19 protein-coding genes and 1 other RNA gene are annotated in these 26238 nt (G+C 29.8%); all 20 read left to right on the top strand.

Annotated features, from left to right (window positions below):
• The first annotated feature begins 67 nt into the window (after window positions 1-67).
• The 20 genes from OW763_RS02125 (at window position 68) to OW763_RS02030 (ending at window position 26124) form a co-directional block, all read left to right on the top strand.
• Window positions 68-1609: an ABC transporter ATP-binding protein gene (locus tag OW763_RS02125; RefSeq protein ID WP_268039409.1), complete on the top strand. Its 1542-nt coding sequence runs from the start codon at window positions 68-70 to the stop codon at window positions 1607-1609.
• Window positions 1602-2678: an ABC transporter permease gene (locus tag OW763_RS02120; RefSeq protein ID WP_268039408.1), complete on the top strand. Its 1077-nt coding sequence runs from the start codon at window positions 1602-1604 to the stop codon at window positions 2676-2678. The genes OW763_RS02125 and OW763_RS02120 overlap by 8 nt, the downstream gene beginning before the upstream one ends.
• Window positions 2671-3585: an ABC transporter permease gene (locus OW763_RS02115; protein ID WP_268039407.1), complete on the top strand. Its 915-nt coding sequence runs from the start codon at window positions 2671-2673 to the stop codon at window positions 3583-3585. Before OW763_RS02120 ends, OW763_RS02115 begins: the two co-directional genes overlap by 8 nt.
• A 390-nt stretch (window positions 3586-3975) precedes the next feature.
• Window positions 3976-5172: a phosphoglycerate kinase gene (locus OW763_RS02110; protein ID WP_268039406.1), complete on the top strand. Its 1197-nt coding sequence runs from the start codon at window positions 3976-3978 to the stop codon at window positions 5170-5172.
• Between the two features lie 323 nt (window positions 5173-5495).
• On the top strand, window positions 5496-6248 hold the full coding sequence (gene tpiA / locus OW763_RS02105) for a triose-phosphate isomerase (protein WP_268039810.1): 753 nt from the start codon (window positions 5496-5498) through the stop codon (window positions 6246-6248).
• Between the two features lie 36 nt (window positions 6249-6284).
• Window positions 6285-7829, top strand: coding sequence for a 2,3-bisphosphoglycerate-independent phosphoglycerate mutase (gene gpmI / locus OW763_RS02100; protein WP_268039405.1), 1545 nt, complete (start codon window positions 6285-6287; stop codon window positions 7827-7829).
• A gap of 209 nt (window positions 7830-8038) precedes the next feature.
• Window positions 8039-9340 carry a phosphopyruvate hydratase gene (gene eno / locus OW763_RS02095; RefSeq protein ID WP_268039404.1) on the top strand — a complete coding sequence of 434 codons (1302 nt, stop codon included), beginning with the start codon at window positions 8039-8041 and terminating at the stop codon, window positions 9338-9340.
• 198 nt (window positions 9341-9538) lie between these two features.
• Window positions 9539-9766: a preprotein translocase subunit SecG gene (gene secG / locus OW763_RS02090; RefSeq protein WP_268039403.1), complete on the top strand. Its 228-nt coding sequence runs from the start codon at window positions 9539-9541 to the stop codon at window positions 9764-9766.
• Window positions 9767-10157: 391 nt separating this feature from the next.
• Complete coding sequence (locus tag OW763_RS02085; RefSeq protein WP_268039402.1) at window positions 10158-12176, top strand: sodium-translocating pyrophosphatase; 2019 nt, start codon at window positions 10158-10160, stop codon at window positions 12174-12176.
• A gap of 334 nt (window positions 12177-12510) precedes the next feature.
• Window positions 12511-14703 carry a ribonuclease R gene (gene rnr / locus OW763_RS02080; protein ID WP_268039401.1) on the top strand — a complete coding sequence of 731 codons (2193 nt, stop codon included), beginning with the start codon at window positions 12511-12513 and terminating at the stop codon, window positions 14701-14703.
• Between the two features lie 167 nt (window positions 14704-14870).
• Window positions 14871-15344, top strand: a complete 474-nt coding sequence (gene smpB / locus OW763_RS02075; protein ID WP_268039400.1) for an SsrA-binding protein SmpB — start codon at window positions 14871-14873, stop codon at window positions 15342-15344.
• Window positions 15345-15580: 236 nt separating this feature from the next.
• Window positions 15581-15937, top strand: a transfer-messenger RNA (tmRNA) gene (gene ssrA, locus OW763_RS02070).
• Window positions 15938-16150: 213 nt separating this feature from the next.
• Window positions 16151-16450, top strand: a complete 300-nt coding sequence (locus tag OW763_RS02065) for an ArsR/SmtB family transcription factor (RefSeq protein WP_268039399.1) — start codon at window positions 16151-16153, stop codon at window positions 16448-16450.
• A 190-nt stretch (window positions 16451-16640) separates the two neighbouring features.
• On the top strand, window positions 16641-17987 hold the full coding sequence (locus tag OW763_RS02060) for an FAD-dependent oxidoreductase (RefSeq protein WP_268039398.1): 1347 nt from the start codon (window positions 16641-16643) through the stop codon (window positions 17985-17987).
• Window positions 17988-18181: 194 nt separating this feature from the next.
• Window positions 18182-18667, top strand: coding sequence for a PH domain-containing protein (locus OW763_RS02055; protein ID WP_268039397.1), 486 nt, complete (start codon window positions 18182-18184; stop codon window positions 18665-18667).
• Window positions 18660-20051 (top strand): PH domain-containing protein, encoded by a 1392-nt coding sequence (locus OW763_RS02050; protein WP_268039396.1) that lies wholly within the window; start codon window positions 18660-18662, stop codon window positions 20049-20051. Before OW763_RS02055 ends, OW763_RS02050 begins: the two co-directional genes overlap by 8 nt.
• A 177-nt stretch (window positions 20052-20228) precedes the next feature.
• A complete protein-coding gene (gene larAH6, locus OW763_RS02045) occupies window positions 20229-21488 on the top strand; it encodes a nickel-dependent malate racemase, LarAH6 family (protein ID WP_268039395.1) in 1260 nt (419 codons plus the stop codon).
• Between the two features lie 477 nt (window positions 21489-21965).
• The gene (locus OW763_RS02040) at window positions 21966-23147 is read left to right on the top strand and encodes a M20 metallopeptidase family protein (RefSeq protein WP_268039394.1); all 1182 of its coding nucleotides are present in this window, start codon (window positions 21966-21968) and stop codon (window positions 23145-23147) included.
• An 18-nt stretch (window positions 23148-23165) separates the two neighbouring features.
• Window positions 23166-24734, top strand: coding sequence for an AbgT family transporter (locus tag OW763_RS02035; protein ID WP_268039393.1), 1569 nt, complete (start codon window positions 23166-23168; stop codon window positions 24732-24734).
• Window positions 24735-25101: 367 nt separating this feature from the next.
• On the top strand, window positions 25102-26124 hold the full coding sequence (locus OW763_RS02030; protein WP_268039392.1) for a LacI family DNA-binding transcriptional regulator: 1023 nt from the start codon (window positions 25102-25104) through the stop codon (window positions 26122-26124).
• The last annotated feature ends 114 nt before the right edge of the window (window positions 26125-26238 follow it).

The raw sequence follows: 26238 nt of genomic DNA, 5'->3' as shown, positions 1-26238 counted from the left end.
CATGGTTAATTTGAAGAATATGGTCCAATTATAATTATGTTACCAAAATTAAAATGGGAGGATAAAGATGGAGAATATAATTGAAATGAAAGGCATTACAAAGGTTTTCCCAGGAACTATAGCTAATGACAATGTGGACTTTAATTTATTAAAAGGAGAGACACATGTTTTACTTGGTGAAAATGGTGCAGGAAAAACAACATTAATGAATATCCTTTATGGTCTTTATCAACCGGAAAAGGGTGAAATTTATGTAAGAGGTAAAAAAGTGAACATAACTAATCCTAATGAGGCTATAAAATTAGGAGTAGGTATGGTACATCAGCATTTTATGTTGGTTCATAATTTTACTGTAGCGGAGAATATAGTCTTAGGAATGGAACCTAAAAAAGGAGTTAAACTTGATATCATAAAAGCAATAAAAGATGTAGAAAAGTTAGCAAAAAAATATGGTTTTAATATTGATCCGAATTCAGTTATAGAAGATATAAGTGTTGGACAGCAACAGAAGGTTGAAATATTAAAGGCGTTATACAGAGGAGCAGATATATTAATATTAGATGAACCTACTGCAGTTTTAACACCTCAAGAAATAGAAGAATTATCAGTTATCATTGATAATTTAAAATCAGAAGGGAAATCAGTAATACTTATTACTCACAAGTTAAAAGAAGTTATGAAAATGAGTGATAGAGTGACAATTATTCGACGTGGTAAGGTTACTGGAATTGTTGAAACAAAAGATACATCTATAGATGAATTGGCAGAGCTTATGGTTGGAAGAAAAGTAAAGCTTGTAGTTGATAAAAAACCATGTACACCTGGGAAAAAAGTGTTAAAAATTGAAAATCTTCAGGTGAAAGACTCAAGAGGATTGCCATCAGTTAATGGTGTTAATTTAACTGTCCGTGCAGGAGAAATTGTAGGAATTGCAGGGGTAGATGGTAATGGACAATCGGAATTTATAGAAGCATTAACAGGTCTTAGAAAATGTGAAAGCGGTACCATAATTTTAAAAGATAAGAATATATTTTCAAAGTCTCCAAGAGAAATAATAGATTGTGGTTTAGGGCATATTCCAGAGGATAGACATAAAAGAGGACTTATACTTAAATATTCTTTATTTGAAAATTCAATATTAGGAATGCAGCACAAAATGCCATTTAGCAAAAGAGGTGTTATGGACTACAAAAAAATAAGAGAATACTCTCAAAGAATAATAAAGGAGTTTGATGTTAGAACACCTAGTGATGAGGTTGCAGCTTCTGCATTATCAGGAGGAAATCAACAAAAATTAATAGTTGCAAGAGAAATATCAAAAGATCCTGAGCTTTTAATTGCATCTCAACCTACAAGAGGAGTAGATGTAGGAGCTATTGAATTTATACACAAAAGACTTGTTGAAGAAAGAGATTCGAAAAAAGCAGTTCTTCTAGTATCCTTTGAGTTAGATGAAATATTAGCTTTATCTGACAGAGTAGCTGTAATGTATGACGGGGAAATTGTAGGAGTTTTAGATAGAGCGGATGCAGATGAACAAAAGCTTGGAGTACTTATGGCAGGAGGAAGTCTACAAAAGCAAAAAAAAGAGGTGAATGAAGGTGAATAAACAAATCAAAAGTGTATTAAAGAGTCTTTTATTTCCACTGATTTCAATTATTATTTCTATATTTGTTGCTGTATTCTTTGTAATATGGGCTAAACAATATCCAATAACAGAATATTTTACTGCTTTAGGAGATTTGTTTAGTATCATATGGAAAGGAAGTTTTTCTACTAAAAGAAATACACTCACTACTTTAACATATGTAACACCATTAATTTTTACTGGGGTAGCAAATGCTATAGCATTCAAATGTGGATTGTTTAATATAGGTGTTGAAGGACAATTTATAATGGGAATGGTAGCTGGAGCAGTAATTGGTTTGATTCCTGGATTAAATCCAGTAACGCATACTATTTTAATTGTATTAGGTGGTATAATTATTGGCGCGATTTGGGGAGGAATACCTGGATTTTTAAAAGCTAAGTTTGGTATTAATGAGGTTGTTAATACCATTATGATGAACTATATTGGAATGTACTTTGCAAATTGGATAGTTAAAAAATCAATTTTTGCGGCTCCTGGAAAATCAAGTACTCCATTGATTCAAGAAAGCGCCAGATTGATGCGCTTAAGCAGCATTAGTAAGGCGAATATAAGTATTTTTATAGCTGTAGTCTTTGCGATACTTATATATTTCTTAATATGGAAAACTACTGTAGGGTATGAAATAAGAGGAGTGGGTATAAATCCTGATGCATCGGAATATGGTGGAATAAGTGTAGCTAAAAATATGGTACTGGCAATGGTATTATCAGGTGCAATTGCTGGAATTGGGGGAGCAACACATGTAGCTGGAGTAAGGTATCAATGTCAAGATTTTATGGCTTTTACTAATTTTGGATTTGACGGTATAGCAGTAGCATTACTTGCTAAGTCTAATCCGATTGGATGTATAGCTTCAGCAGTTCTATTTGGAGCATTAAAGAGTAGTGCAACACTACTTCAATTGAATGCTATACCAAAAGAAATAGTATTTTTAATACAATCTATAATAATTATTTTCGTTGCAACTGACTATATTATTAAATATTTTGCAGATAAGAGAAAGAAAGGAGAGGTAACAAATGGATAACATCATAATACCATTGATAGCAGCTACATTAAGAATGGCAGCACCTCTTATATTTGCAGGGCTTGGCGGAGTTTTCTCTGAAAAATCTGGAGTTGTTAATATAGGACTTGAAGGTATGATGATAGTTGGAGCCTTTTTTGCAGTTTTTGGTTCTTTCATAACTGGAAGTCCTATAATGGGAATTTTATTTGCAATGATTGCAGGTGGAGCAATGGCAGCAATCCATGCTTTTTTAAGTATACATTTAAGAGCGGATCAAATTATTTCAGGTACGGCTATAAACCTTTTTTCAACAGCATTAGCTAGTTTTTTAATTGGACCAATATTTAAAACTGGTGGTCAAACAGATGTTGTAAAAGGATTATCATATAAATTACCTGGATTTTTAGCAAATGTCCCTATATTAAAAGATTTAAACTGGTTTGTTATATTAGCTATAATATTAGTTTTTGTGTCTAACTTCGTTTTATTTAAAACACCATTTGGACTTAGAATGAGGGCTGTGGGGGAGCATCCTAGTGCAGCTGATACTCTTGGAATAAACGTTTATAAGATGAGATATTTATGTGTTATCATATCAGGTATGTTAGCAGGTCTTGGTGGTGCAGCGTTATCCATTGGCATCACTCCTATATACAAAGAAGGAATGGTGGCTGGACGTGGATTTATAGCACTTGCTGCAATGATATTTGGAAATTGGAAACCATTTGGAACTATGTGGGCTTGTATGTTATTTGCATTTGGTACAGCATTCCAAATAACTGCTCAAAGTTTTGCAATAAGACTTCCAAACGAATTCTATGCAAGTATTCCATACATATTAACAATGTTAGCTCTTGCAGGATTTGTAGGAAAAACAACTCCACCAAAAGCAGATGGTGACCCGTATATTAAAGGAGAAAGATAAAATAAAATTTTTTTATATGAGATATGTTTTAAAACTATTTTATTAAAAATATTATAAAATAATGTAAAACAAGGTAAAATAGAGTATGGATTTATGTATCTGTACTCTATTTTACTTTTATGTTAATATTTGTTATTATGGTACTAAAAATATAATTTATAGTCAATATCTAAAAAAAATTTTTAAATACTATTTTAAAATCTACCACTTTACATTATAATGGAAGTGGGACAAAAATGTTGAAAGTGGGACTAATAAAGTCCTGAAATGAACAATAATAATATATAAAAATACATAAAAAAGTACATAATAATAAAGTGAAGATTAAATAACTTAGTATTTAATAAAAATAGAATACATTTTTCTATAAAAAAGAGGGGAGATATTATCATGAAGCTGAACAAAAAAACAGTAGAAGATATTACAGTTAAAGGCAAAAGAGTATTAGTAAGATGTGACTTTAATGTTCCACTAAAAGACGGAGTGATTACTGATGAGAATAGATTAGTAGGAGCTATGCCAACAATAAAACACCTTATAGAAAACGATGCAAAAGTTATACTTTGTTCACATCTTGGAAAACCAAAAGGAGAAGCAAAACCAGAATTATCTTTAGCACCAGTTGCTAAAAGACTTTCAGAAATGTTAGGAAAAGAAGTGGTATTTGCTGCAGATGATAATGTAGTTGGAGAAAATGCTAAAAATGCTGTAGCTAATATGAAGGCTGGAGAGGTTGTTTTACTTCAAAATACAAGATATAGAAAAGAAGAAACTAAAAATGAAGAAAAATTTTCAAAGGAATTAGCATCACTTGCTGATGTGTTTGTAAATGATGCTTTTGGAACAGCTCATAGAGCTCATTGCTCAACTGTTGGAGTAACAGAGTTCGTTGAAGAAGCGGCTTGTGGATATTTAATTCAAAAGGAATTAAAATTTTTAGGTAATGCTGTTGAAAATCCTAAAAGACCATTTGTTGCAATTCTTGGTGGTGCTAAAGTTTCAGATAAATTAGGAGTTATAAATAATTTACTAGAAAAAGTTGATACTTTAATAATTGGTGGCGGAATGGCGTACACATTTTTAAAAGCATTAGGACATGAAATAGGAAACTCTCTTTTAGAAAAAGATAAAATTGAATATACAAAAGAAATGATGAAAAAAGCAGAAGAAAAAGGAGTACAATTGTTACTTCCAGTAGATATTACTTATACTGATAGATTTGCTGAAGATGCAGAACCAAGAATTTCGGAAGGCAGAGATATACCAGCTGATCAACAAGGATTAGATATAGGACCAAAGAGTGCTGAATTATTTGCAAGTGCAGTTAAAGAAGCTAAAACAGTTGTGTGGAATGGTCCAATGGGTGTATTTGAATTTGCAAATTTTGCAAAAGGAACTATAGCAGTTGCAGAAGCATTAGCAGAAGCAGATGCAACTACAATAATTGGTGGTGGAGATAGTGCATCAGCTGTAAACAACCTAGGATTTGGAGATAAGATGACTCATATTTCAACAGGTGGAGGAGCTTCACTTGAGTTTTTGGAAGGAAAAGAACTTCCAGGGATAGCAGCACTTAGTAATAAATAGTCTATATCGACTATTTATTACAGTTCAGATTTGAAGGGCCAAAGTGAAAAACGGAAGTAAAAAATTCATGTGGGAAATTTTTTATAATGATGGTGTTAGCAGGTTAAATCTGACGTTTAAAAATAATAAATTGTTATTTTAATTAAGAATAAAGACAGCAATAAAAAAATTAAATAGAAAGTTGGATATTGATAGTTTTGAGTAATATGAATTATATTTATAATATGTTTCAAATTAAAAGCTGGTTTTGAATGAATGAAAACATTCCGCACTCTCAACATTCAATTTTCAACTATCAATTAAAAAAAATGAGGTGTTTAATGATGAGAAGAGCAATAATAGCAGGAAACTGGAAGATGAACAAAACTGTTTCAGAAGCAATAAAATTAGTAGAAGAATTAAAACCATTAGTAAAAGATGCAAATTGTGAAGTAGTGGTTTGTCCTTCAACAATTTGCTTAGATGCAGTAGTAAAAGCTGCTGAAGGAACAAATGTAAAAGTTGGAGCTCAAAATATGCACTTTGAAGAAAATGGAGCATTTACTGGAGAAACAGCACCAGCTATGTTAGAAGAAATGGGTGTACAATATGTTATATTAGGACATAGTGAAAGAAGAACATATTTTGCTGAAACAGATGAAGCGTTAAATAAAAAAATGAAGAAAGCTTTTGAACATAATTTATTACCAATACTTTGTATTGGAGAAACTCTTGAAGAAAGAGAAGGAAATATAACAGAAGAAGTATTAGGAAAACAAGTTAAACTTGATCTTACAGGATTAACAAAGGAACAAGTTGAAAAAACTGTTATAGCTTATGAACCAATTTGGGCTATTGGAACTGGAAAAACTGCTACATCAGAGCAAGCTAATGAAACTATAGCTTATGTAAGAAGTGTTGTTGCAGGAATGTTCGGAGAAGATACTGCACAAAAAATGAGAATTCAATATGGTGGTTCAGTTAAACCAGCTACAATAAAAGAACAAATGGCACAACCTGATATTGATGGAGGATTAATAGGCGGAGCTTCATTAAAAGCACTAGATTTTGCTGCAATAATAAACTACGATAAATAATTATCAGTTATTAATTGATTTGCGGAGGTGAGCAAAATGGCTAAAAAACCAATGATGTTAATGATCTTAGATGGATTTGGAATATCAGAGGGTGAAGAAGGAAATGCTGTAAGAATAGCTAATAAACCGAATTATCATAGATTATGGAATGAATACCCACATACAAAATTAGGAGCAAGTGGATTATCAGTAGGATTACCAAAAGGACAAATGGGAAATTCAGAAGTTGGACACTTGAATATAGGTGCTGGAAGAGTAATATATCAAGCACTTACTAGGATAACAAAATCTATTGAAGATGGAGATTTCTTTAAAAATGAAGCTTTAATAAAAGCAGTAAATAATGCAAAGAAAAATAATTCTTCTCTTCATTTGTTGGGTTTATTATCAGATGGAGGAGTACACTCTCATATTGAACATTTAAAAGGACTGTTAAAACTTGTTAAGCAAAATGATATAGAAAAAGTATATGTACATGCTTTCCTAGATGGAAGAGATACTTCACCAGAATCAGCTTTGAAGTATGTAGATGAAATAGAAGATTATATGAAAAAAATAGGAGTAGGTACTATAGCAACTGTTTGTGGAAGATATTATGCTATGGATAGAGATAATAGATGGGAAAGAGTACAGCTTGCGTATAATGCTCTTGTTTTAGGAAATGGTGAATATGCATCAAGTGCTAAAGAAGCTATAGAAAAATCTTATCATGACAATAAGACAGATGAATTTGTTCTTCCAACAGTTATATGCAAGAATGAAAAGCCTGTTGATATTATTAAAAATGGAGATTCAGTTATATTCTTTAATTTCAGACCAGATAGAGCTAGAGAATTAACTAGAGCTCTAAATGATAAATTGTTTGCTGGATTTAACAGAGAAAACTTAGATTTAACTTATGTTACTATGACACAATATGATAAAACTATTGAAAATGTTAAAGTTGCATTTAAACCAGAATCATATAATAATACTTTAGGTGAATATATAAGTAGATTAGGTAAAAAGCAATTAAGAATTGCAGAAACTGAAAAATATGCTCATGTTACTTTCTTTTTTAATGGCGGAGTAGAAGAACCAAATGAGAATGAGGAAAGAGTTTTAATTAATTCACCAAAAGTTGCAACATATGATTTAAAACCTGAAATGAGTGCTTATGAGGTAACTGATGAGCTTATAAAAAGAATAAACAGTGATGAATATGATGTAATCATATTGAATTATGCTAACCCTGATATGGTAGGACATACAGGAAGTATAGAAGCTGCTGTAAAAGCTGTTGAAACAGTTGATGAATGTTTAGGCAAGGTTGTGGATAAAATATTAGAGAAAGATGGTACTGTATTTATGACAGCAGATCATGGCAACTCAGAGCAGATGATAGATTATTCTACAGGAAAGCCTATGACAGCACATACAACTAATTTAGTACCATTTATTTATGTGTCTAATAAAGCAAAAATAAAAGAATTAAGAGAAAATGGAATACTTGCAGATATTGCACCAACAATGCTTAGTGTAATGGAAGAAGAAATTCCAAGTGAAATGACTGGAAAGAGCCTTATTAAAGACAGGGTTTAAATTTATAAGTTTACCAGTTGATAGATAAAAATTTAAAATTAATAATGTAAGAAACGAATTTATTAATAAGAATGTAAAACAGCAAATGAATTTTAAATAAAAAACTAAATTGTGGAATCTGTAAATAGATGAAGCTAATAAATTTATTTATTAAGAATATTGCTGTATACATAAATAAATTACCTTTAAAAATCAGGAGGAGATATATAATGAAACAATTTGTAGAAATAATAGACGTTTATGCAAGACAAATACTAGATTCAAGAGCTAACCCTACTGTAGAAGTTGAAGTTGAATTAGAAGATGGTACAGTTGGAAGAGCAGCAGTTCCATCAGGAGCATCAACTGGTATTTTTGAAGCAGTAGAATTAAGAGATGAAGACAAAGATGTATATAAAGGAAAAGGTGTTTTAAAAGCTGTAGAAAATGTAAATACTATTATAGCTGAAGAATTAGTAGGAATGAATGTACTTGATCAAATAGCTATAGATAAAACTATGATAGCTATTGACGGCACTGAAAATAAAGGGAAATTAGGTGCTAATGCTATGCTAGGAGTTTCTCTTGCATGTGCTAGAGCAGCTGCTGAATATTTAGGATTATCTTTATATCAGTACATAGGTGGAGTGAATGGAAAAGTTTTACCAGTACCTATGATGAATATATTAAATGGTGGATCACATGCTGATAATAATGTGGATCTTCAAGAGTTCATGATAATGCCAGTAGGTGCTGAAAGTTTTGCACAGGCTTTAAGAATGTGTTCAGAAGTATTCCATACATTAAAAGGAATATTAAAAGGAAAAGGATTATCTACTGGAGTAGGTGATGAAGGCGGATTTGCTCCAGACTTAAAGAGCAATGAAGAAGCTATTGAAGTTATAGTTGAAGCAATTAAAGAAGCTGGATATGAACCAGGAAAAGATTTATTTATAGCTTTAGATCCAGCTTCATCTGAATTCTTTAATACAGAGACTAATATATATGAATTAAAAGGAGAAGGAAGAAATCTAACTCCAGCTGAAATGGTTGATTTTTATGCTGATTTAGTAGCAAAATATCCAATAATCTCAATTGAAGATGGTATGGCTGAAGAAGATTGGGATGGATGGAAGATCATGACTGAAAAGTTAGGAAACAAAATTCAATTAGTAGGAGACGATTTATTCGTAACTAACACTAAGAGACTTCAAATGGGAATTGAAAAAGGAGTTACAAACTCAATTCTTATAAAACTTAACCAAATAGGAACATTAACAGAAACATTAAATGCTATAGAAATGGCTGAAAGAGCAGGATATACTGCAGTTGTATCTCATAGATCAGGAGAAACAGAAGATACTACAATAGCTGATTTAGTTGTAGCAGTTAATGCAGGACAAATAAAAACTGGTGCTCCATCAAGAAGTGAAAGAGTTGCTAAATATAATCAATTATTAAGAATTGAAGAAGAATTACATGATATGGGAGAATACAGAGGAATTAAAGCTTTCTATAATATTAATAAATAATTATTTCAAAATTTCTAATAAAAGACTAATGCTGTAATTGGCATTAGTCTTTTTAAATATATTGTTATGGTTGATTTGGGGTTGATTTTCAATTTAAGAAGAGTGTTGTGTTTTACTATTCAGTATGATAAAATATTTAGAGGTAACATGAGTTAGTATATTCATATAAATATGTGAAAAATGAGGAGGTATACAGCAGTGTATAAATTTTTAGCAGCTGTTCAAATAATAACTTCAGTTATGTTAATAATTACTGTTTTAAAACAACCTGGAAAGACAGATGGATTTAATTTAGTATCTAGTGGATCAGAAACATTTTTTTCTAAAAACAAAACAAAAACATATGAGTCAGTTTTAGCTAGAGCAACTGTTGTTTTGGCTGTACTATTTACACTAGCAACAATGGGTATAACTTTAATAAAATAATTATTTAAACTTTTGATAATAAAGAGTATAAAAATTATTTATGTAAAATAAAAATTAATTTTTAATATAAAAGAGAATAATATAAACGGTTTTTATAATAAAGCATATGAATCTTGATTAATAGAGATTTATATGCTTTATTTTTGTTTGAAAAAGTTAAAATATTTTGAATTTTTAGACAAGTTTAGTTATAATAAAAATATATAGTATTAAAGTGTATATTTTTTAAATTTAGAAGCAATTAATATAATGAAGTGTATTTAAAATATTATATGTTTTTGAGTTTTTTATAAAAAATTATTAATATTTTCAGAAACATATAAATAAAGATATAAGTGAGTAATATTATAAAATCAAATTTATAAAAAAATGATGAAAAGGAGGAGATAAAGTGAGTTTATATTTACCTGTAATTTGTGGAGTGATAGCATTGTTTTTTGCCTTTGGTTTAAGTAAGGGGATTAGTAAAGAGTCCTCGGGAAATGATAGAATGAAAGAAATAGCAGCGTATATTCATGAAGGTGCAATGGCATTTTTAATTAGGGAATACAAGTATTTATTAATATTTATTATTATTGTTACTATAGTGGTAGGGGTACTGATAGACTACAAAACAGCTATTTGTTTTATTTGCGGAGCTATATTTTCTATTTTAGCTGGATTTTTCGGAATGAGAGTAGCAACAAAAGCTAATGTTAGAACAGCAGAGGCAGCAAGACATGGACAGAAAAAAGCTTTAAAAATAGCTTTTTCGGGTGGAGCTGTTATGGGCATGTGTGTAGTTGGATTAGGTATAATTGGATTATCTATATTATATTTAGGTTTTGATAAAAATGTTAGTTTTATATCAGGATTTGGCTTAGGAGCAAGCTCAATAGCATTATTTGCACGTGTTGGAGGAGGAATATATACTAAAGCAGCAGATGTAGGTGCAGATCTCGTTGGAAAGGTTGAAGCTGGAATACCTGAAGATGATCCTAGAAATCCAGCTGTTATAGCAGATAATGTTGGTGATAATGTTGGTGATGTTGCTGGTATGGGTGCAGATCTTTTTGAATCTTATGTAGGTTCAATAATTTCAGCATTAACTTTAGGTGCATTTATATTTACTGATAGCCCAACAAAAGTTATGTTCCCTTTAATGTTAGCTTCACTAGGTATTATTGCTTCAATTGTTGGAATTTTATTTGCAAGTAATAGTAAAAATAATAATCCACAAAAAACTCTTAATACTGGAACTTATATTGCAGGAGCTGTAGTTGTTATTGGAACTGGTATATTAAGCAACAATATTTTTGGAAATTTCAGAGTTTTTGGTTCAATAATAGCAGGGTTAATTGTTGGAATGTTAATAGGTAAAATTACAGAAATATATACTTCTTATGATTATAAATCAGTTAAAAAAATTGCTGATCAATCAGAAACAGGAGCAGCAACTACTATTATTTCAGGACTTGCAGTTGGAATGTATTCAACGATGATTCCAATATTGTTTATAGCAGTAGGAGTATTGGTTGCGTTTTATATAATGGGTGGAGCAAATAATGTATCTATGGGGTTATATGGTATATCTCTTGCAGCAGTTGGAATGTTATCAACAACAGGAATTACTGTTGCAGTTGATGCATATGGACCTATAGCTGACAATGCTGGAGGAATTGCTGAAATGTCAGAGCTTCCATCAAGTGTAAGAGAGATAACGGATAAATTAGATTCAGTTGGAAATACTACAGCTGCTATTGGTAAAGGATTTGCTATAGGTTCAGCGGCGCTTACAGCATTAGCATTATTTGCTTCATATGCTAAAGCTACTAATTTAAGCAAAATAGATTTATTAAATCCAGTTACTTTGGTGGGATTATTAGTAGGAGCTATGCTTCCATTCTTATTTGGTGCGCTAACAATGGAATCTGTTGGTAAGGCAGCTAATGAAATGATTGAGGAAGTAAGAAGACAATTCAAATCAATTCCTGGCATAATGGAAGGAAAAAGCAAACCAGATTATAAAAAATGTGTGGATATTTCAACAGCAGCAGCATTAAAGGAAATGATTCTTCCAGGAATAATAGCTATAACTGCTCCAATATTAATGGGAATGTTATTAGGAGTTGAAGCACTTGGCGGTATGATAGGTGGTGCAGTTGCAGCTGGAGTTTTAATGGCTATATTTATGGCAAATGCAGGTGGTGCTTGGGATAATGCTAAAAAATATATAGAATCAGGAGAAAATGGAGGAAAAGGTAGTAATGCACATAAGGCGGCAGTAGTAGGAGATACAGTTGGAGATCCATTTAAAGATACTTCAGGACCAGCTATGAATATATTAATTAAACTTATGACAATAGTATCATTAGTATTTGCTTCAGTAATAGCTAATCATGGAGGAATACTTCTTAATTTATTGAAGTAGTTAAATAATATATTGAATAATTTTGATGTGCGCATGTGCTGAGCTTGAGAAAAAAGTTGAGAGTTGATATGTTATTAATAATAGGGTTATAACATATATCAACTTTTAGCTTTTTTTATTTTTAGAAAATTATTAATATTTATAATATATTTACTTAAAGATAGTATAAAGGTTTGACTAGTACTTCCTTTTAATATAGTATTTAGATATAAATATTATGTTTGTAAGAATAGTTAAATAAAAATTGAATATTATACATAAAAGTAGCAAAAAATAAAATAGATTGATTAAACTTATTTTAAATAAATTGGGTTATAAAATTGGAGGGGAAAAAATGAATATAAAAAATATAATTTTAGAGTTTATGAAAGAACAAGCATATAAGCCTATGGATATACAAGAACTTGCACGAGTTTTTGGAATATCAAAAAGGGATATGAAGGATTTTAAAAAAATGTTGGCTACTATGGAAGTCGAAGGTAGTATAATAAAAACTCGTACAAATCACTATGGAATACCAGAAAAAATGGGACTTATAACTGGAAAGCTTCAAGTTCATCAAAGAGGGTTTGGGTTTGTTATTCCAGATGAAGAAATAGCAGATGTATTTATAAATTCTTCATTTATGAATGGTGCAATGCATGGGGATAGAGTAGTAGCTAAGATTACTAGAGGAGAAAAAAATGGTAAAAAATGCGAAGGAGAAATAATACGCATACTTGAAAGAGCTAATAAAACTATAATAGGTGTATACGAAGCAAGTAAAAATTTTGGGTTTGTAATTTCAGAGGATAAAAAAATAACTCAGGATATTTTTGTATCAAAGACAGATAAAAATGGAGCTAAAGAGGGAGATATAGTAATAGTTGAGATAGTTGAATGGCCTGGCAAAAGAAGAAATCCTGAGGGAAAAGTTATAGAGATATTGGGTAAAAAAGGGGAAAAAGGTATAGATATTTTAACAATAATAAAGAAGCACAAACTTCCCGAGCAGTTTCCACCAAAAGTTGAAATGTTTGCAGAAAAAATACCAGATCACATTATGGAAGAAGAATGTAAAAAGAGAGAAGATTTAAGAGAAATAAAAATGGTTACTATAGATGGTGCTGATGCTAAGGATTTAGATGATGCTGTATCTATAGATAGGCTTCCTAATGGAAATTATTATTTAGGTGTTCATATTGCTGATGTATCTCACTATGTAAGAGAGAATAATCCGTTAGATAAAGAAGCTTTAAAAAGAGCTACATCTGTTTATTTGATAGATAGAGTTATCCCAATGCTTCCTCAAAAATTATCAAATGGAATTTGTAGCTTAAATCCTAAAGTGGATAGACTTGCTATGAGTTGTTTTATGGAGATAAATAAAGATGGAAAAGTGGTAGATTATACTATAACTAAAAGTATTATAAAAACTAATGAGAGAATGACTTATAGTGATGTTACTAAAATACTAAGAGATAATGATAAAGAACTTATTGAAAAATATGAATATTTATATGAAGAATTTAAATTCATGGAAGAATTATGCAATATATTACATAAAAAGAGAACCTCAAGAGGAGCTATAGATTTTGATTTTGAAGAATGTAAGATAATATTAAATCCAAGTGGAAAACCTGTAGAAATTAAACCTTATGAAAGAGCAATTGCAAATAGAATGATAGAAGAGTTTATGCTTGTATGTAATGAAACTGTAGCAGAACATATGTATTGGACTAAATTGCCTTTTGTATATAGAATACATGAAGATCCAGATGAAGAAAAACTTCAAAGATTTAGGGAGTTCGCTTATAACCTAGGTTATTTTGTAAAGACAGGGCAACAAGTGCATCCAAAGGCATTACAGGAAATTGTAGAGAAAGTTAAAGGTAAAAAAGAAGAAACAGTAGTAAACACATTACTTCTTCGTTCATTGCAACAAGCAAGATATTCGCCTGCATGTGTAGGACACTTTGGACTTGCAGCAAAATATTATTGTCATTTTACTTCACCAATAAGAAGATATCCAGATTTAATAATTCATAGAGTAATTAAAGAGTCATTAGATGGAACTATAGATGGTAATCGAGTTAAACAGCTTGAAAAAGCTACAGCTTACGCGGCAGAACAGTCTTCAGAAATGGAAAGAGCAGCGGAAGAGGCTGAAAGAGAAGTAGATGATTTGAAGAAAGCTGAATATATGAGTGAAAAAATAGGAGAAGAATATGCGGGAATAGTATCATCAGTTACTAGTTTTGGAATGTTTGTTGAGTTACCTAATACGGTAGAAGGACTGGTACACATAAGCAATATGGATGATGATTACTATGTATATGATGAACAACATTTATGCTTAATTGGAGAAAGAACTAAAAACATATATAGATTAGGAGATGAAATAAGAATAAAAGTATCTAAAGTAGATATGGGTTCGTATGAAATATATTTTGATATTGTTAAATCTACTGAAGAAAAAGAGGATGTGCATTCAAATCCTATTATAGATGAATTAAATAAAGAGCAAATGGAGCATGAATTTAATTAAATTTTATACTTATATATCAACTGTGAGAAATTTTAAAATTCTCACAGTTGATATTACATTCAATATTGATGGAAAATACATATGGATTTTTGGGTAAAATTGACTAAATGAAATTTATAAGGTATAATAAAATACTAGAATTGAGTATTATAAAGTAGGTGTTTGTTATGGTGAAAAATAAAAAAGGTAATAATACTCTTGCGCAAAATAGAAAAGCTAGACATGATTATTTCGTAGAAGAAGTCTATGAGGTAGGCGTAGCGCTTGTTGGTACAGAGGTTAAATCCATAAGAGCTGGGAAAGCTAATTTAAAAGATAGCTATGCTCAAATTAAAAATGGAGAAGTGTTTTTATGTAATATGCATGTGAGTCCTTATGAGCAGGGAAATATATTTAATAAAGATCCTTTAAGACAGAGAAAGCTCTTGCTTCACAAGAATGAAATATTAAAATTAATTGGATATACAGCTCAAGAAGGATATACATTAGTTCCATTATCTCTTTATCTTAAAAAAGGAAGAGTTAAAGTAGCTCTTGGAGTTGCCAAAGGTAAAAAGGACTATGACAAAAGACAAGCGATTGCAGAAAAATCTGCAAAACGTGATATAGAAAGAAGAATTAAAGATAATATGAGATATTAAAGGCAGATTTACTAAATAGTTCTTCTAGACAAAATAATAAATGTGTAGTACAATAATTTATACATTACAAGTAATTATTGAAAACTAAATATATTAATAAGCTAATTTACCTATAAGTTAAGTATAAGTACAAACTTCAATGCGTTTAAGCTAGGGTTATAGTTGTTGAGTAAGTAAATATATGATTTGATGTTTTTAATTACACTAGCAACTGTTAATTCTTAACTAAATAATATGGGGGCGTATTTGGCTTTCGACGGGGGTAAGTTGTGTTGCGGAAGCGAGCCGAGGGTTTCCTGGACCCGCGTTAAAAAACTGGGAACTTAATGTAAACGCAGAAGATAATTTTGCATTAGCAGCTTAATATAGCTGTTCGTCCTACCTGAGAATCCCACGACTCGGGATAGGGCGCCAATTAGTGGGGAACCGAGCCATCCAAAGCTTTGAGGTTGGAACGGAATCTATGAAGCTACTAAAGTGAGAATCCTGTCAGTAGGAGTCTCATGGAGGGAATGTTAAATTACTGAATGCGCTCGGAGATGCCGTGGTGAGACTACTTTCGGACAGGGGTTCGACTCCCCTCGCCTCCACCAATGAAATTAGAACCGTACTGTAAAAACAGTACGGTTTTTTTATAAAAAAACATTTTTTAATTTTAAGATAAAAATATTGATACATCTCTTATGTTTTATAAAAATTTAAAGTATAGATAGCAATATATATACATATCGATTGACAAAATTACTAGTATATTTTAAAATTAAAATAGATAACATAAGAAGACATTTTTGAAAAAGGTGATATTAATGAATAATGAAGAATATAATGATAAAATTAAAAATGTTGCGGAAATAATTAAGGCATTGAGTCATCCTACAAGACTATGTATAGTATGTAAACTTATGATTAGAGAATTAAATGTTTCAGAAATGCAGGGGTGTTTAGTTATGCCTCAATCAACTGTATCTCAGCATCTTTCGATTTTAAAGTCAAGAAAAATAATAGAAGGACAAAGAAATGGTTCAGAAGTTATATATTCTATTGTAAACGAAGATGTAAAGAAGGTTATAAAGGTGTTTTTTAGTGAAAATGAAATTCCATTATAATTTTTTTTAAATGCAGTATCGTAATATTCTAATATTCAAATATCAAGATAACATTAATAGAAAATACTTATTTTAAGTATTTAATTTAAAAAGTGTAAATGGATTTTTAGCAATATATAAATTTTCACAAGATGTTAAATTTTAGAATTAAATATTTATACAATATTGAAAGATTTTAGGAGGGATTAATATGAAAAAAACTGATATATTAATTATTGGAGGAAGTGCCGCAGGCTTAGTAGCTGCATTAACTGCAAAATCAAACTATACTGATAAGGATGTTACAGTAATTCGTAAGGAAGAAATAGTAATGATTCCATGTGGTATTCCATATGTATATGGCACAACAGGTACTACTAATAAAAATATACTTCCTGATGAAGGATTAAAAAAATTAGGTGTTAATATTATCGTAGATGAAGTAACTTCAATTGATAAAGAAAATAAAGTATGTACTATTAAAAATAGTGATAATTTGCAATATGATAAGCTTATAATAGCAACTGGTTCAACGCCTACAGTACCAAAATGGTTAAAAGGAACAGAGCTGAAAAATGTATTTACAATTCCTAAAAATAAAGTTTATCTTGATGAAATGCAGTCAATGCTTGAAGGATGTAAGAAGATTGTTACAATAGGAGCTGGCTTTATAGGGGTTGAATTATCAGATGAATTAAATAAATTAGGTAAGGAAGTTGTTTTAGTTGAAAAATTGCCTCATATATTAGGACTCGCTTTTGATGCAGAAGTTGCAGTTGAAGCAGAAGCACTTATTAAATCTAGAGGAGTTAAATTGTTAACAGGTATTGGAGTTAAAGAGATATTAGGAGAAGATAAAGTATCAGGAGTATTGTTAGAAAATGGAGAAAAAATTGAAGCTGATGCAGTGGTTTTATCAATAGGATATCGTCCAAATGTAAAACTTGCACAAGAAGCAGGTCTAGAAATTAATGATATGGGATTTATTATAGCTGATCAGTATAGAAGAACACGTGATAAAGATATTTTTGCAATAGGAGATTGTTCTGAAAAAAGAGATTTTATTACAGGAAAGCTAAGTGGAATAATGTTAGCATCTACTGCTTGCACAGAAGCAAGAGTAGCAGGGATGAATCTATATAAACTTTCAACAGTGAAAACATTTCTTGGAACAATTGGTATATATTCAACTGCTATTCATGAAACTGGATTTGCAGCAGCAGGTTTAACTGAAGCTATAGCAAAAAAAGAAGGATTTGAAGTAGTTACTGGGTGTTTTACAGGGATTGATAGACATCCAGGACATATTGAAGATACGCATAAACAAATGGTTAAATTAATTGCCTCAAAAGATAGTGGCATAATATTAGGAGGAGAAATTGTTGGAGGAAAGAGTGCTGGAGAGTTAATAAATGTTATAGGATTTATTATTCAAGGTAAAATGACAATAGCTGATTTATTAACAGCACAAATCGGTACACATCCGATGCTTACGGCTTCACCAGCAGGATATCCATTAATTAAAGCTGCAGAGGTTGTTGCGAAAAAACTTAAATAAAATAAGATATAGGTAAAACCGCATTGGACTTATCCAATGCGGTTTTTTATAGATTAGAAATTTTAAAATCATATATATTGAATATATATATTCAATATATATGGTGAAATTTAAGTGTGAATTAAGAAAATGATTTTATAGATTGATGTATAATGTTTAGTATATATATATTTAATAGAATGGAGATAAGAACTATGAATTATAATAAAATTAATAAAAATGCTGTGAAATCATGGTTTATAGGTAGAATGATTTTTTTATCAATGTTTTCAGTTATATATTTTATAGGTATGTATAAATTTCTTGTTCCCAAGTATGGAGATATTTCAGTGATCAAATATGGTATTGATATTTTAAGTATTGTTCTAATTGGTTACTTAGCTATATATACTTTCGTTTTTCCAATAGTAGAATATAAAGAATGGAGATATAAAATATGTAAAGATAAAATAGAGCTGATTAATGGAGTAATTATAAGACAAAAGACTATAATTCCTATTTCTAGAATACAGCATTTAGATATACAGCAAGGACCTATTTATAGAAAATTTGGAATGTCAAGTATAGAAATTAATACTGCAGGTGCTTCGCATACACTTCCTGCTTTAACTAATAAAGAAGCAGAAGAAATATCTGAGAAATTGAAAGATATGATAGAAATGAGTGATAAAATTGAATAACATAGAGAGAAATAATGGATTAGAAGCAGTATATGAATTTTTCAAAGGAATATTTAAAGAGTTAATTTTTATTTTTTTAGCATACAATTTTCTCAACAAGAGATTTGGCAATAAGATTGCTATGTTAATTTTAGTAGTATACATAATTTTTGATATTTTAATATGTTTTTTAGAATGGTATAAAACTATTTACTATTTTAATGAAAAATCTATTTTTTATCAAAATGGTATAGTTAATATAACTAAGAGAGAAGTGCCTTTAAGTAAAATTAATACAATAGATATGTCTCAAGGAATATTTGAAAGAATTTTCAAGTTAACAAGAATAAAGATAGATACAGGTAATGTTAAAAATGATGAAAGTGAGATTTGTCTTACTGTAAGTAGCAAAAGAGCATCAGAAATAAAAAACATTTTAATAGATAAAGAAAATGAACAAATAAATACAGATAAAGAAAAGGAGTACAAGCTTAATCTAAAAAGTTTGATTATATATTCGTTAATATCAAATGCTATTTTAAAGGGATTAGGTCTTATCTGGATTTTTAATAAATTTTTAGATGACATAAAAAAATTTATTAAATTTGATATTTTACATTATTTTAAAGATATCAAATTAGAAGAAGTTAATAATAAGATTTTGGGAATTATAATATTTATAATGGGGATTATTATAATCAGTATTTGTTTATCAATTATATATAACTGTTTTAAATATTATAATTTTAAGACTTTTTTAGAAGAAAACAAGCTAAATGTTAGCTATGGTTTTGTAGACCGAAAAAATTATTCTTTTGACAAGAAAAAAATTAAAGGAGTGCATATTAAACAAAATTTTTTAATGCAGATATTAAATATGGGTACTATTGAAATAGAGAGTATTGGATATGGAGATAAAAAAGGAGAAAAAGCGATTTTATATCCTATTTGTAATGAGAAATTTCAAAAAGAAATAATTAGCGAATTACTCCCGGAATTTTGTTTTACAGAACAAATTTATAAATCTCCAACTAGTGCTTGTGTAAGATTTATTTTGAAAAAGATTATATTTTCAAGTATTATATTTGTATTTTTAATTTATAAATTTAAATATGCTTATGTTGGATTAGTTTTATTGATATTTGTTTTAATTTTAGGTTATATGCAGTATAAAAACACAGCTATTGGTATATCGGATACTTTAGTTTATATGTCCTATAATGGGTTTTATAAAACTAAATCCATTATTAAAATTAGTGCTGTGCAATCTTCGACGATATCGTTCGATTATTTTCAAAAGAGAATGGGGCTATGTGACTATACAATTAATATATTTGGAGTATTTTTTGGAAAAAATATAAAAGTAAAAAATATGAGATATGAATTAATAGAAAGCATAAAATAATAGAATTATTTTTGGTACAGCAATTAAGCATTAATAAGATTGATATTAGGTTTCTAGATATATTGATAGGTGAGAAAATTGTGTAATTTCAAAATTACATAGCTACATGCAAATTTTTAATTAGCAATTTTCTCAGTTGTTAAAAATATAAAAATTTATTAAAAAGGGGCAAATTATATGAAATGTAGTATTGGTTTTGGAAAGAATAAAATGAATTTTGAAATTGATGAAAAAAATTTATTAGGTAATATTTTACCTAATAAATTAGAAATTGATTTAATGGGGCAGGAAGAAGTTAAAAGAGCTTTAAAAAATCCAGTTAACTCAAAGAGATTAAAGGATATAGTGAAACCTGATGAAAAAATAGTGATTATTACAAGTGATATTACAAGACCTATGCCTAGTAAAATAGTTCTCCCTATAATAATAAATGAACTTTATGGTTCAGGGGTATCATCAGAAGATATAACAATTGTATTTGCACTTGGAAGCCATAGATTTCATACTGAAGAAGAAAAAAAATATTTAGTAGGGGAAGAGATATATAATAATATAAGATGTATAGATAGTGATACTAATGATTGTGTTAATTTGGGATATACAAAGAATAGAACACCAGTAGAAATATTTACAGAAGTAGCAAAAGCGGATAAACGTATTTGTCTTGGGAATATTGAGTATCATTATTTTGCAGGTTATAGTGGTGGAGCAAAGGCTATAATGCCAGGTGTATCTACAAAAAATGCAATACAAGCTAATCACAGTAGAATGGTTGAAGAAGAAGCTAAAACGGGTAATCTTAAAACGAATCCAGTAAGAGTAGATATAGATGAGGTACAGAAATTTGTTCCTATAGATTTTATGCTAAATGTAGTTTTAAATGAGAAAAAGCAAATAATAAAAGCAGTAGCAGGACATTATATAGATGCACATAGAGAAGGATGTAAGTTTTTAGATGATTTTTATAAAATAAAAATTAAAGAAAAAGCAGATATAGTAATAACTACACCAGGAGGATATCCAAAGGATTTAAATCTATATCAAGCACAAAAAGCTTTAGATAATGCAAAACATGCAGTTAAAGAAGATGGAATTATTATAGTTGCCGCTTCATGTAAGGAAGGACTAGGTTCGAAAGTTTTTGAAGAGTGGATGATGGAAGCTCAAAAGCCTGAAGATATGATTAAAAAAATAAAAAAGAATTTTCAGCTTGGTGGACATAAGGCAGCATCTATAGCAATGATTCTTCAAAAAGCTAAAATATTTTTAGTAAGTGAAATGGAGCAAGAGTTTGTAAAGAGTATATTTATGAATCCATTTGTAGACGTTCAGAATGCTTTAGATGAAGCATTTAAAGAAAAAGGTAAAGAAGCTACTGTATTAATAATGCCGTTAGGAGGATCAACTTTACCTGTATTAGAGGAGAAGAGATTATAAACTTAAAATGGAGTGAAAATTTTATCTTAAGGCAAGAAAACTATTTATAAAAACTATAAAATAAATGTACCTTTATTGAAAAAATAAATTATTAGTATATGTTTAAAATAAAGAAATTGTATTATAAAAAGATAACTAGGTTAAGCAAAAGCTTATACTAGTTATCTTTTTTACTTAATTTAGCTATCACATATTAAGTGAGTTTATTTAAATTATACTAGTTATTTGTTTCAAGTTTTAGTTTAGTTGTATCTAAATTGTAAAATTTGCATTTGCCTCATAAAAGTTTTCAAATATTTGTTTAAAATACAAAATAAATTAATAATATGAAAATATTGAATTAAGTTAATTTTTATGGTAAAATATGCATAATTATTAATGTCTGAATATATGAAATTATTAAAATATTAATTTTTAACACAAAAAAATAAATATTTTATATTTTTTAATATACAAAATAAAAGGGGTGGAAAAATAATGTATACTAATAAAATTAAAGAGCTTTCTGAAAAATATTATGATAGGGTAGTGAAGCTAAGACATCAATTTCACATGCATCCAGAAACAGCATTTGAGGAAATTGAAACTGCAAAAACTATAGAAAATGAGCTAAATAAGCTTGAAATTCAAGTAACTTCAAATGTAGGTCAAACTGGTGTAGTGGGTTTAATTAGGGGAAAATACCCAGGCAAAACTGTTTTACTACGTGCAGATATGGATGCTTTAAATATTAATGAAGAAGTGGATATTCCATATAAATCTAAAATTCCTGGAAAAATGCATGCCTGTGGACATGATGGACATACTGCTGGACTTTTAGGTACAGCTATGATTTTAAATGATATTAAACATAGTTTACATGGAAATATTAAACTTGTTTTTCAACCAGCAGAAGAAGATGATGGTGGAGCAAAACTAATGATAGATGAGGGAGTTTTAGAAAATCCTCATGTAGATGCAGCTTTTGGATGCCATTTATGGGGAGGAGTACATAAAGGAAAAATTGAAGTTAAACATGGACCATTAATGGCATCACCAGATAAATTTATTTTTAAAGTAATTGGAAGAGGTGGACATGGCGCTATGCCGCATATATCTGTAGATCCTATATCTATTGCTGTACAGGCTATTAATAGTATGCAGACTATTGTAAGTCGTAGAATAAATCCACTAGAACCAGCAGTTGTCACTTTTGGGTCAATACATGGTGGCGAAAATCATAATGTTATACCTAATGAGGTAGAGGTTACTGGCACTATTCGTACGTTTAATCAGAAGTTGAGAAAGTGGATTCCAGAGGTGATGGAAAGTATTTTAAAAGGAATTACGGAAATGCAGGGAGCTTCCTATGAATATAAATATATAGAGCATTTTCCAGCATTGATTAATGATAATGAAACAACAGATTTTGCAGCTGAATCTTTATCAAAAATAGTTGGTAAAGAAAATGTTTCAGAAGCTTTACAACCTAACATGGGAGGGGAAGATTTTGCATTTTTCGCTCAAGAGGTGCCAGCTTCATTTTTTCTTGTAGGTATTGCTGAAGATAGGCCAGTAATGCATCATAATCCTAAGTTTGCTTGGTCGGATGAGGTTTTATTAATTACTTCTCAAGCTTTAGCTCAAGTTGCAGTAGACTACTTGAATGAACATAAATAAGATTTTAGGGGGGATAATATGTCTGGGGCACCAAAAACTGAAAAGCAATTTTCACAAGTGAAACCTAAAAATAGTAGATTTGAAAGATTTCTTAATAGAGTAGAGATAATAGGAAATAAAATGGCTGATCCTGTAACATTATTTTTCTATTTATGTATTATTGTATTAATTCTTTCGTGGATTTGTGCATCTGCCAAAGTAGCTGTCGTTCATCCATTAACGAAAGAAACTGTACCAGCAGTTAGCTTATTAACTAAAGCAAATCTACAAAAGATTTTAATGAACCTTGTAAATAATTTTGAAGGATTTCCACCACTTGGTTTAGTGTTAGTTATAATGATTGGTGTAGGTGTTGCTGAAAAATCAGGAATGATGCAGGCGGCTATGGAACATACAATTGCAAAGGCTCCAAAAAGAATGATTACGGCTATAATTATTTTGGCTGGAATATTGGCAAATGGAGCTGGAGATGCTGGTTTTATTGTGTTACCACCATTAGCTGCTATAGTCTTTTTAGGCATTGGTAGGCATCCCTTAGTAGGAATGTTTGCTGCTTTTGCTGGAGTTTCTGGAGGGTTTGCTGCTAATTTTATAGTAAATATGAGCGATGTTTTAGCAGCTAGTTTTACAATACCAGCAGCGCAAATGATGGATGCTAATTACCGTGGTACTCCTGCAATGAACTATTATTTTATAATTGTATCTACTATATTTTTGCTTATAGCAGGAGTATATGTTACTGAAAAAATCGTTGCACCTCGTTTAGGAGAATATACTGGAGTTGTAGAACAAGAAGAAAGAAAAGAGCTAAGTCCTCAAGAAGTAAAGGCATTAAAATATGCTGGATTATCATTAGTGATACTTATAATTGTGATAATTGGGTTAAGTATTGGTAAAGAGGCATTTTTAAAAGATTCAAAAACTTATTCATTGTTAGCATATAAGTCGCCTCTAATGCAGGGAATAGTACCTATACTTACTGTAGTATTTTTAATTCCTGGTTATATTTATGGTAAAATGACAGGAAGCATAAAAAGTGATAAAGATGCTATAGGAATGATGGGAAAATCAATGAGTGATATGGGACCGTATATAGTTCTTGCATTTATGGCAGCACAATTCTTAGCTTTTTTTAAGTGGAGTAATTTGGGTGTTATAATGTCAGTTAAAGGTGCTGAATTTTTAAAAAATATAGGGGCAACAGGACCTGTATTGATCATTGGATTTATAATATTAGCAGGTGTTATTAATCTTTTTGTAGGAAGTGCATCTGCAAAATGGGCTATTATGGCTCCAATATTTGTTCCTATGTTTTTGATATTAGGCTATGATCCAGCTTTAACTCAAGCTGCTTATCGTATAGGTGATTCTATAACAAACTGTATAAGCCCACTATTCCCTTACTTTCCTATACTAGTAGCATTTGCAAAGAAGTATGATAAAAAAGCGGGATTAGGAACTATGATTTCTAATATGCTTCCATATTCTATAGTTTTCTTTGTTTGCTGGGCAATACTGCTTGTTATTTTTATAGTATTCAATATTCCACTAGGACCTGGTGGCGGAATATATTATACTATTAACTAATAAATTAAAGACTAACTCAATTAATTTTAAGTTGGTCTTTAATTATATAAAATTATAAAATATAAAGTTATTATTTATGTAATACCATATTAATATGAGCTATTCCAGTTTAAAAAAACATCTCTAAAGCTCTGAAACTCTAAGTAACAATCATTTCTATGATTATAGGTTCTTTATTAGGATATATTTCTGAAAAATTAACTGATGTATTATTAAGAGTTATCATCAGGAAAAAAATAGGAACTGGTATTTCCCGTTTTATAACATTAAAATATGAAGAAATTAATTAGGGGATATTGAATTTTAAAATTGTATAGTGTATATTAAATATGAAAGCGGTTTCTTAAACATATGAGGAGGAGCTAGAATGGCAGTTACAATAAGCGATATTGCTAAAAAAGCAGGGGTGTCTCAAGCAACAGTATCTAGAGTTTTGAACAATTCAGGATATGTAAAACAGGAAACAAGAGAAAAAATCTTAAAAATTATAAAGGAATTAAATTACACTCCTAGTGCTATAGCAAGAAGTTTATCTACAAATAAAACAAATACTATAGGAGTTATAGTTCCAGATATAAATAACCCATTCTTTGGAGAGATAATAAAAGGAATAAGTGAGGTAGCTGATAAACATAATTTAAATATAATCCTTTGTGATACTGATGAGAGGATGGAAAAAGAATTAAAAGCGCTTCAACTTCTTAAAGAGCAGAGAATTCAAGGGATTATAATAACTCCTACTTCTGTTGAAGATGAATTTAATAGTGAATATTTAAATACTCTTGAAAACTTAGGGATTCCAATTGTTCTAGTAGATGGACATGTTAAATATTCTACTTTCAATGGTGTATTTGTTGATAATATAAAAGGAGCTTATGAAGGCGTAGAAGCTTTTATTAAGGCTGGTCATAGAAAAATAGCTATAATTACAGGACGTATGAATTCTAAACCTGCAAAAGACAGATTAATTGGATATAAAAAAGCTTTAGCAAGAAATCATATACCTATAGACGAAAAATATATTTTTTATGGTGATTATAAACAAGAAAGTGGATATGACTTTACAAAACACATATTAAAAATGGAGGATAGACCTACTGCTATTTTTGTATGTAGTAATATGATGACTTTAGGATGTATAAAAGCACTTTATGAGGAAAAACTTAGTATACCAGAGGATATAGCTATCATAGGATTTGACAGAGTAGATGTACTAAATATAGTTGGAATGAATATTAGTTTTATTGATGGACCTACTATAGAAATGGGTAGAATTGGTATGGAAATGCTTATCAATGCTTTAAAGAATAAAAAAAATAGAATGATAAACAAGATTACTTTAATACCTAAACTTGTTTTAAAAGGCTCCGAGAATTATATAAAACAATAATATTTTACGCTTAAAATGCGTAATTTAAATTTTAAAAAAAGTGTAAGCGGTTCCATTATGATGAAAAGTATGTTGATTAGTAGATTGTATACAAAATGTTATGTGAAATTAACA

Source organism: Clostridium aestuarii, assembly GCF_026735135.1.
Lineage (GTDB): Bacteria > Bacillota > Clostridia > Clostridiales > Clostridiaceae > Clostridium_H > Clostridium_H aestuarii.
Note: the sequence above shows the minus strand (reverse complement) of the source record. Positions and strands in the feature narration are given on the sequence as shown.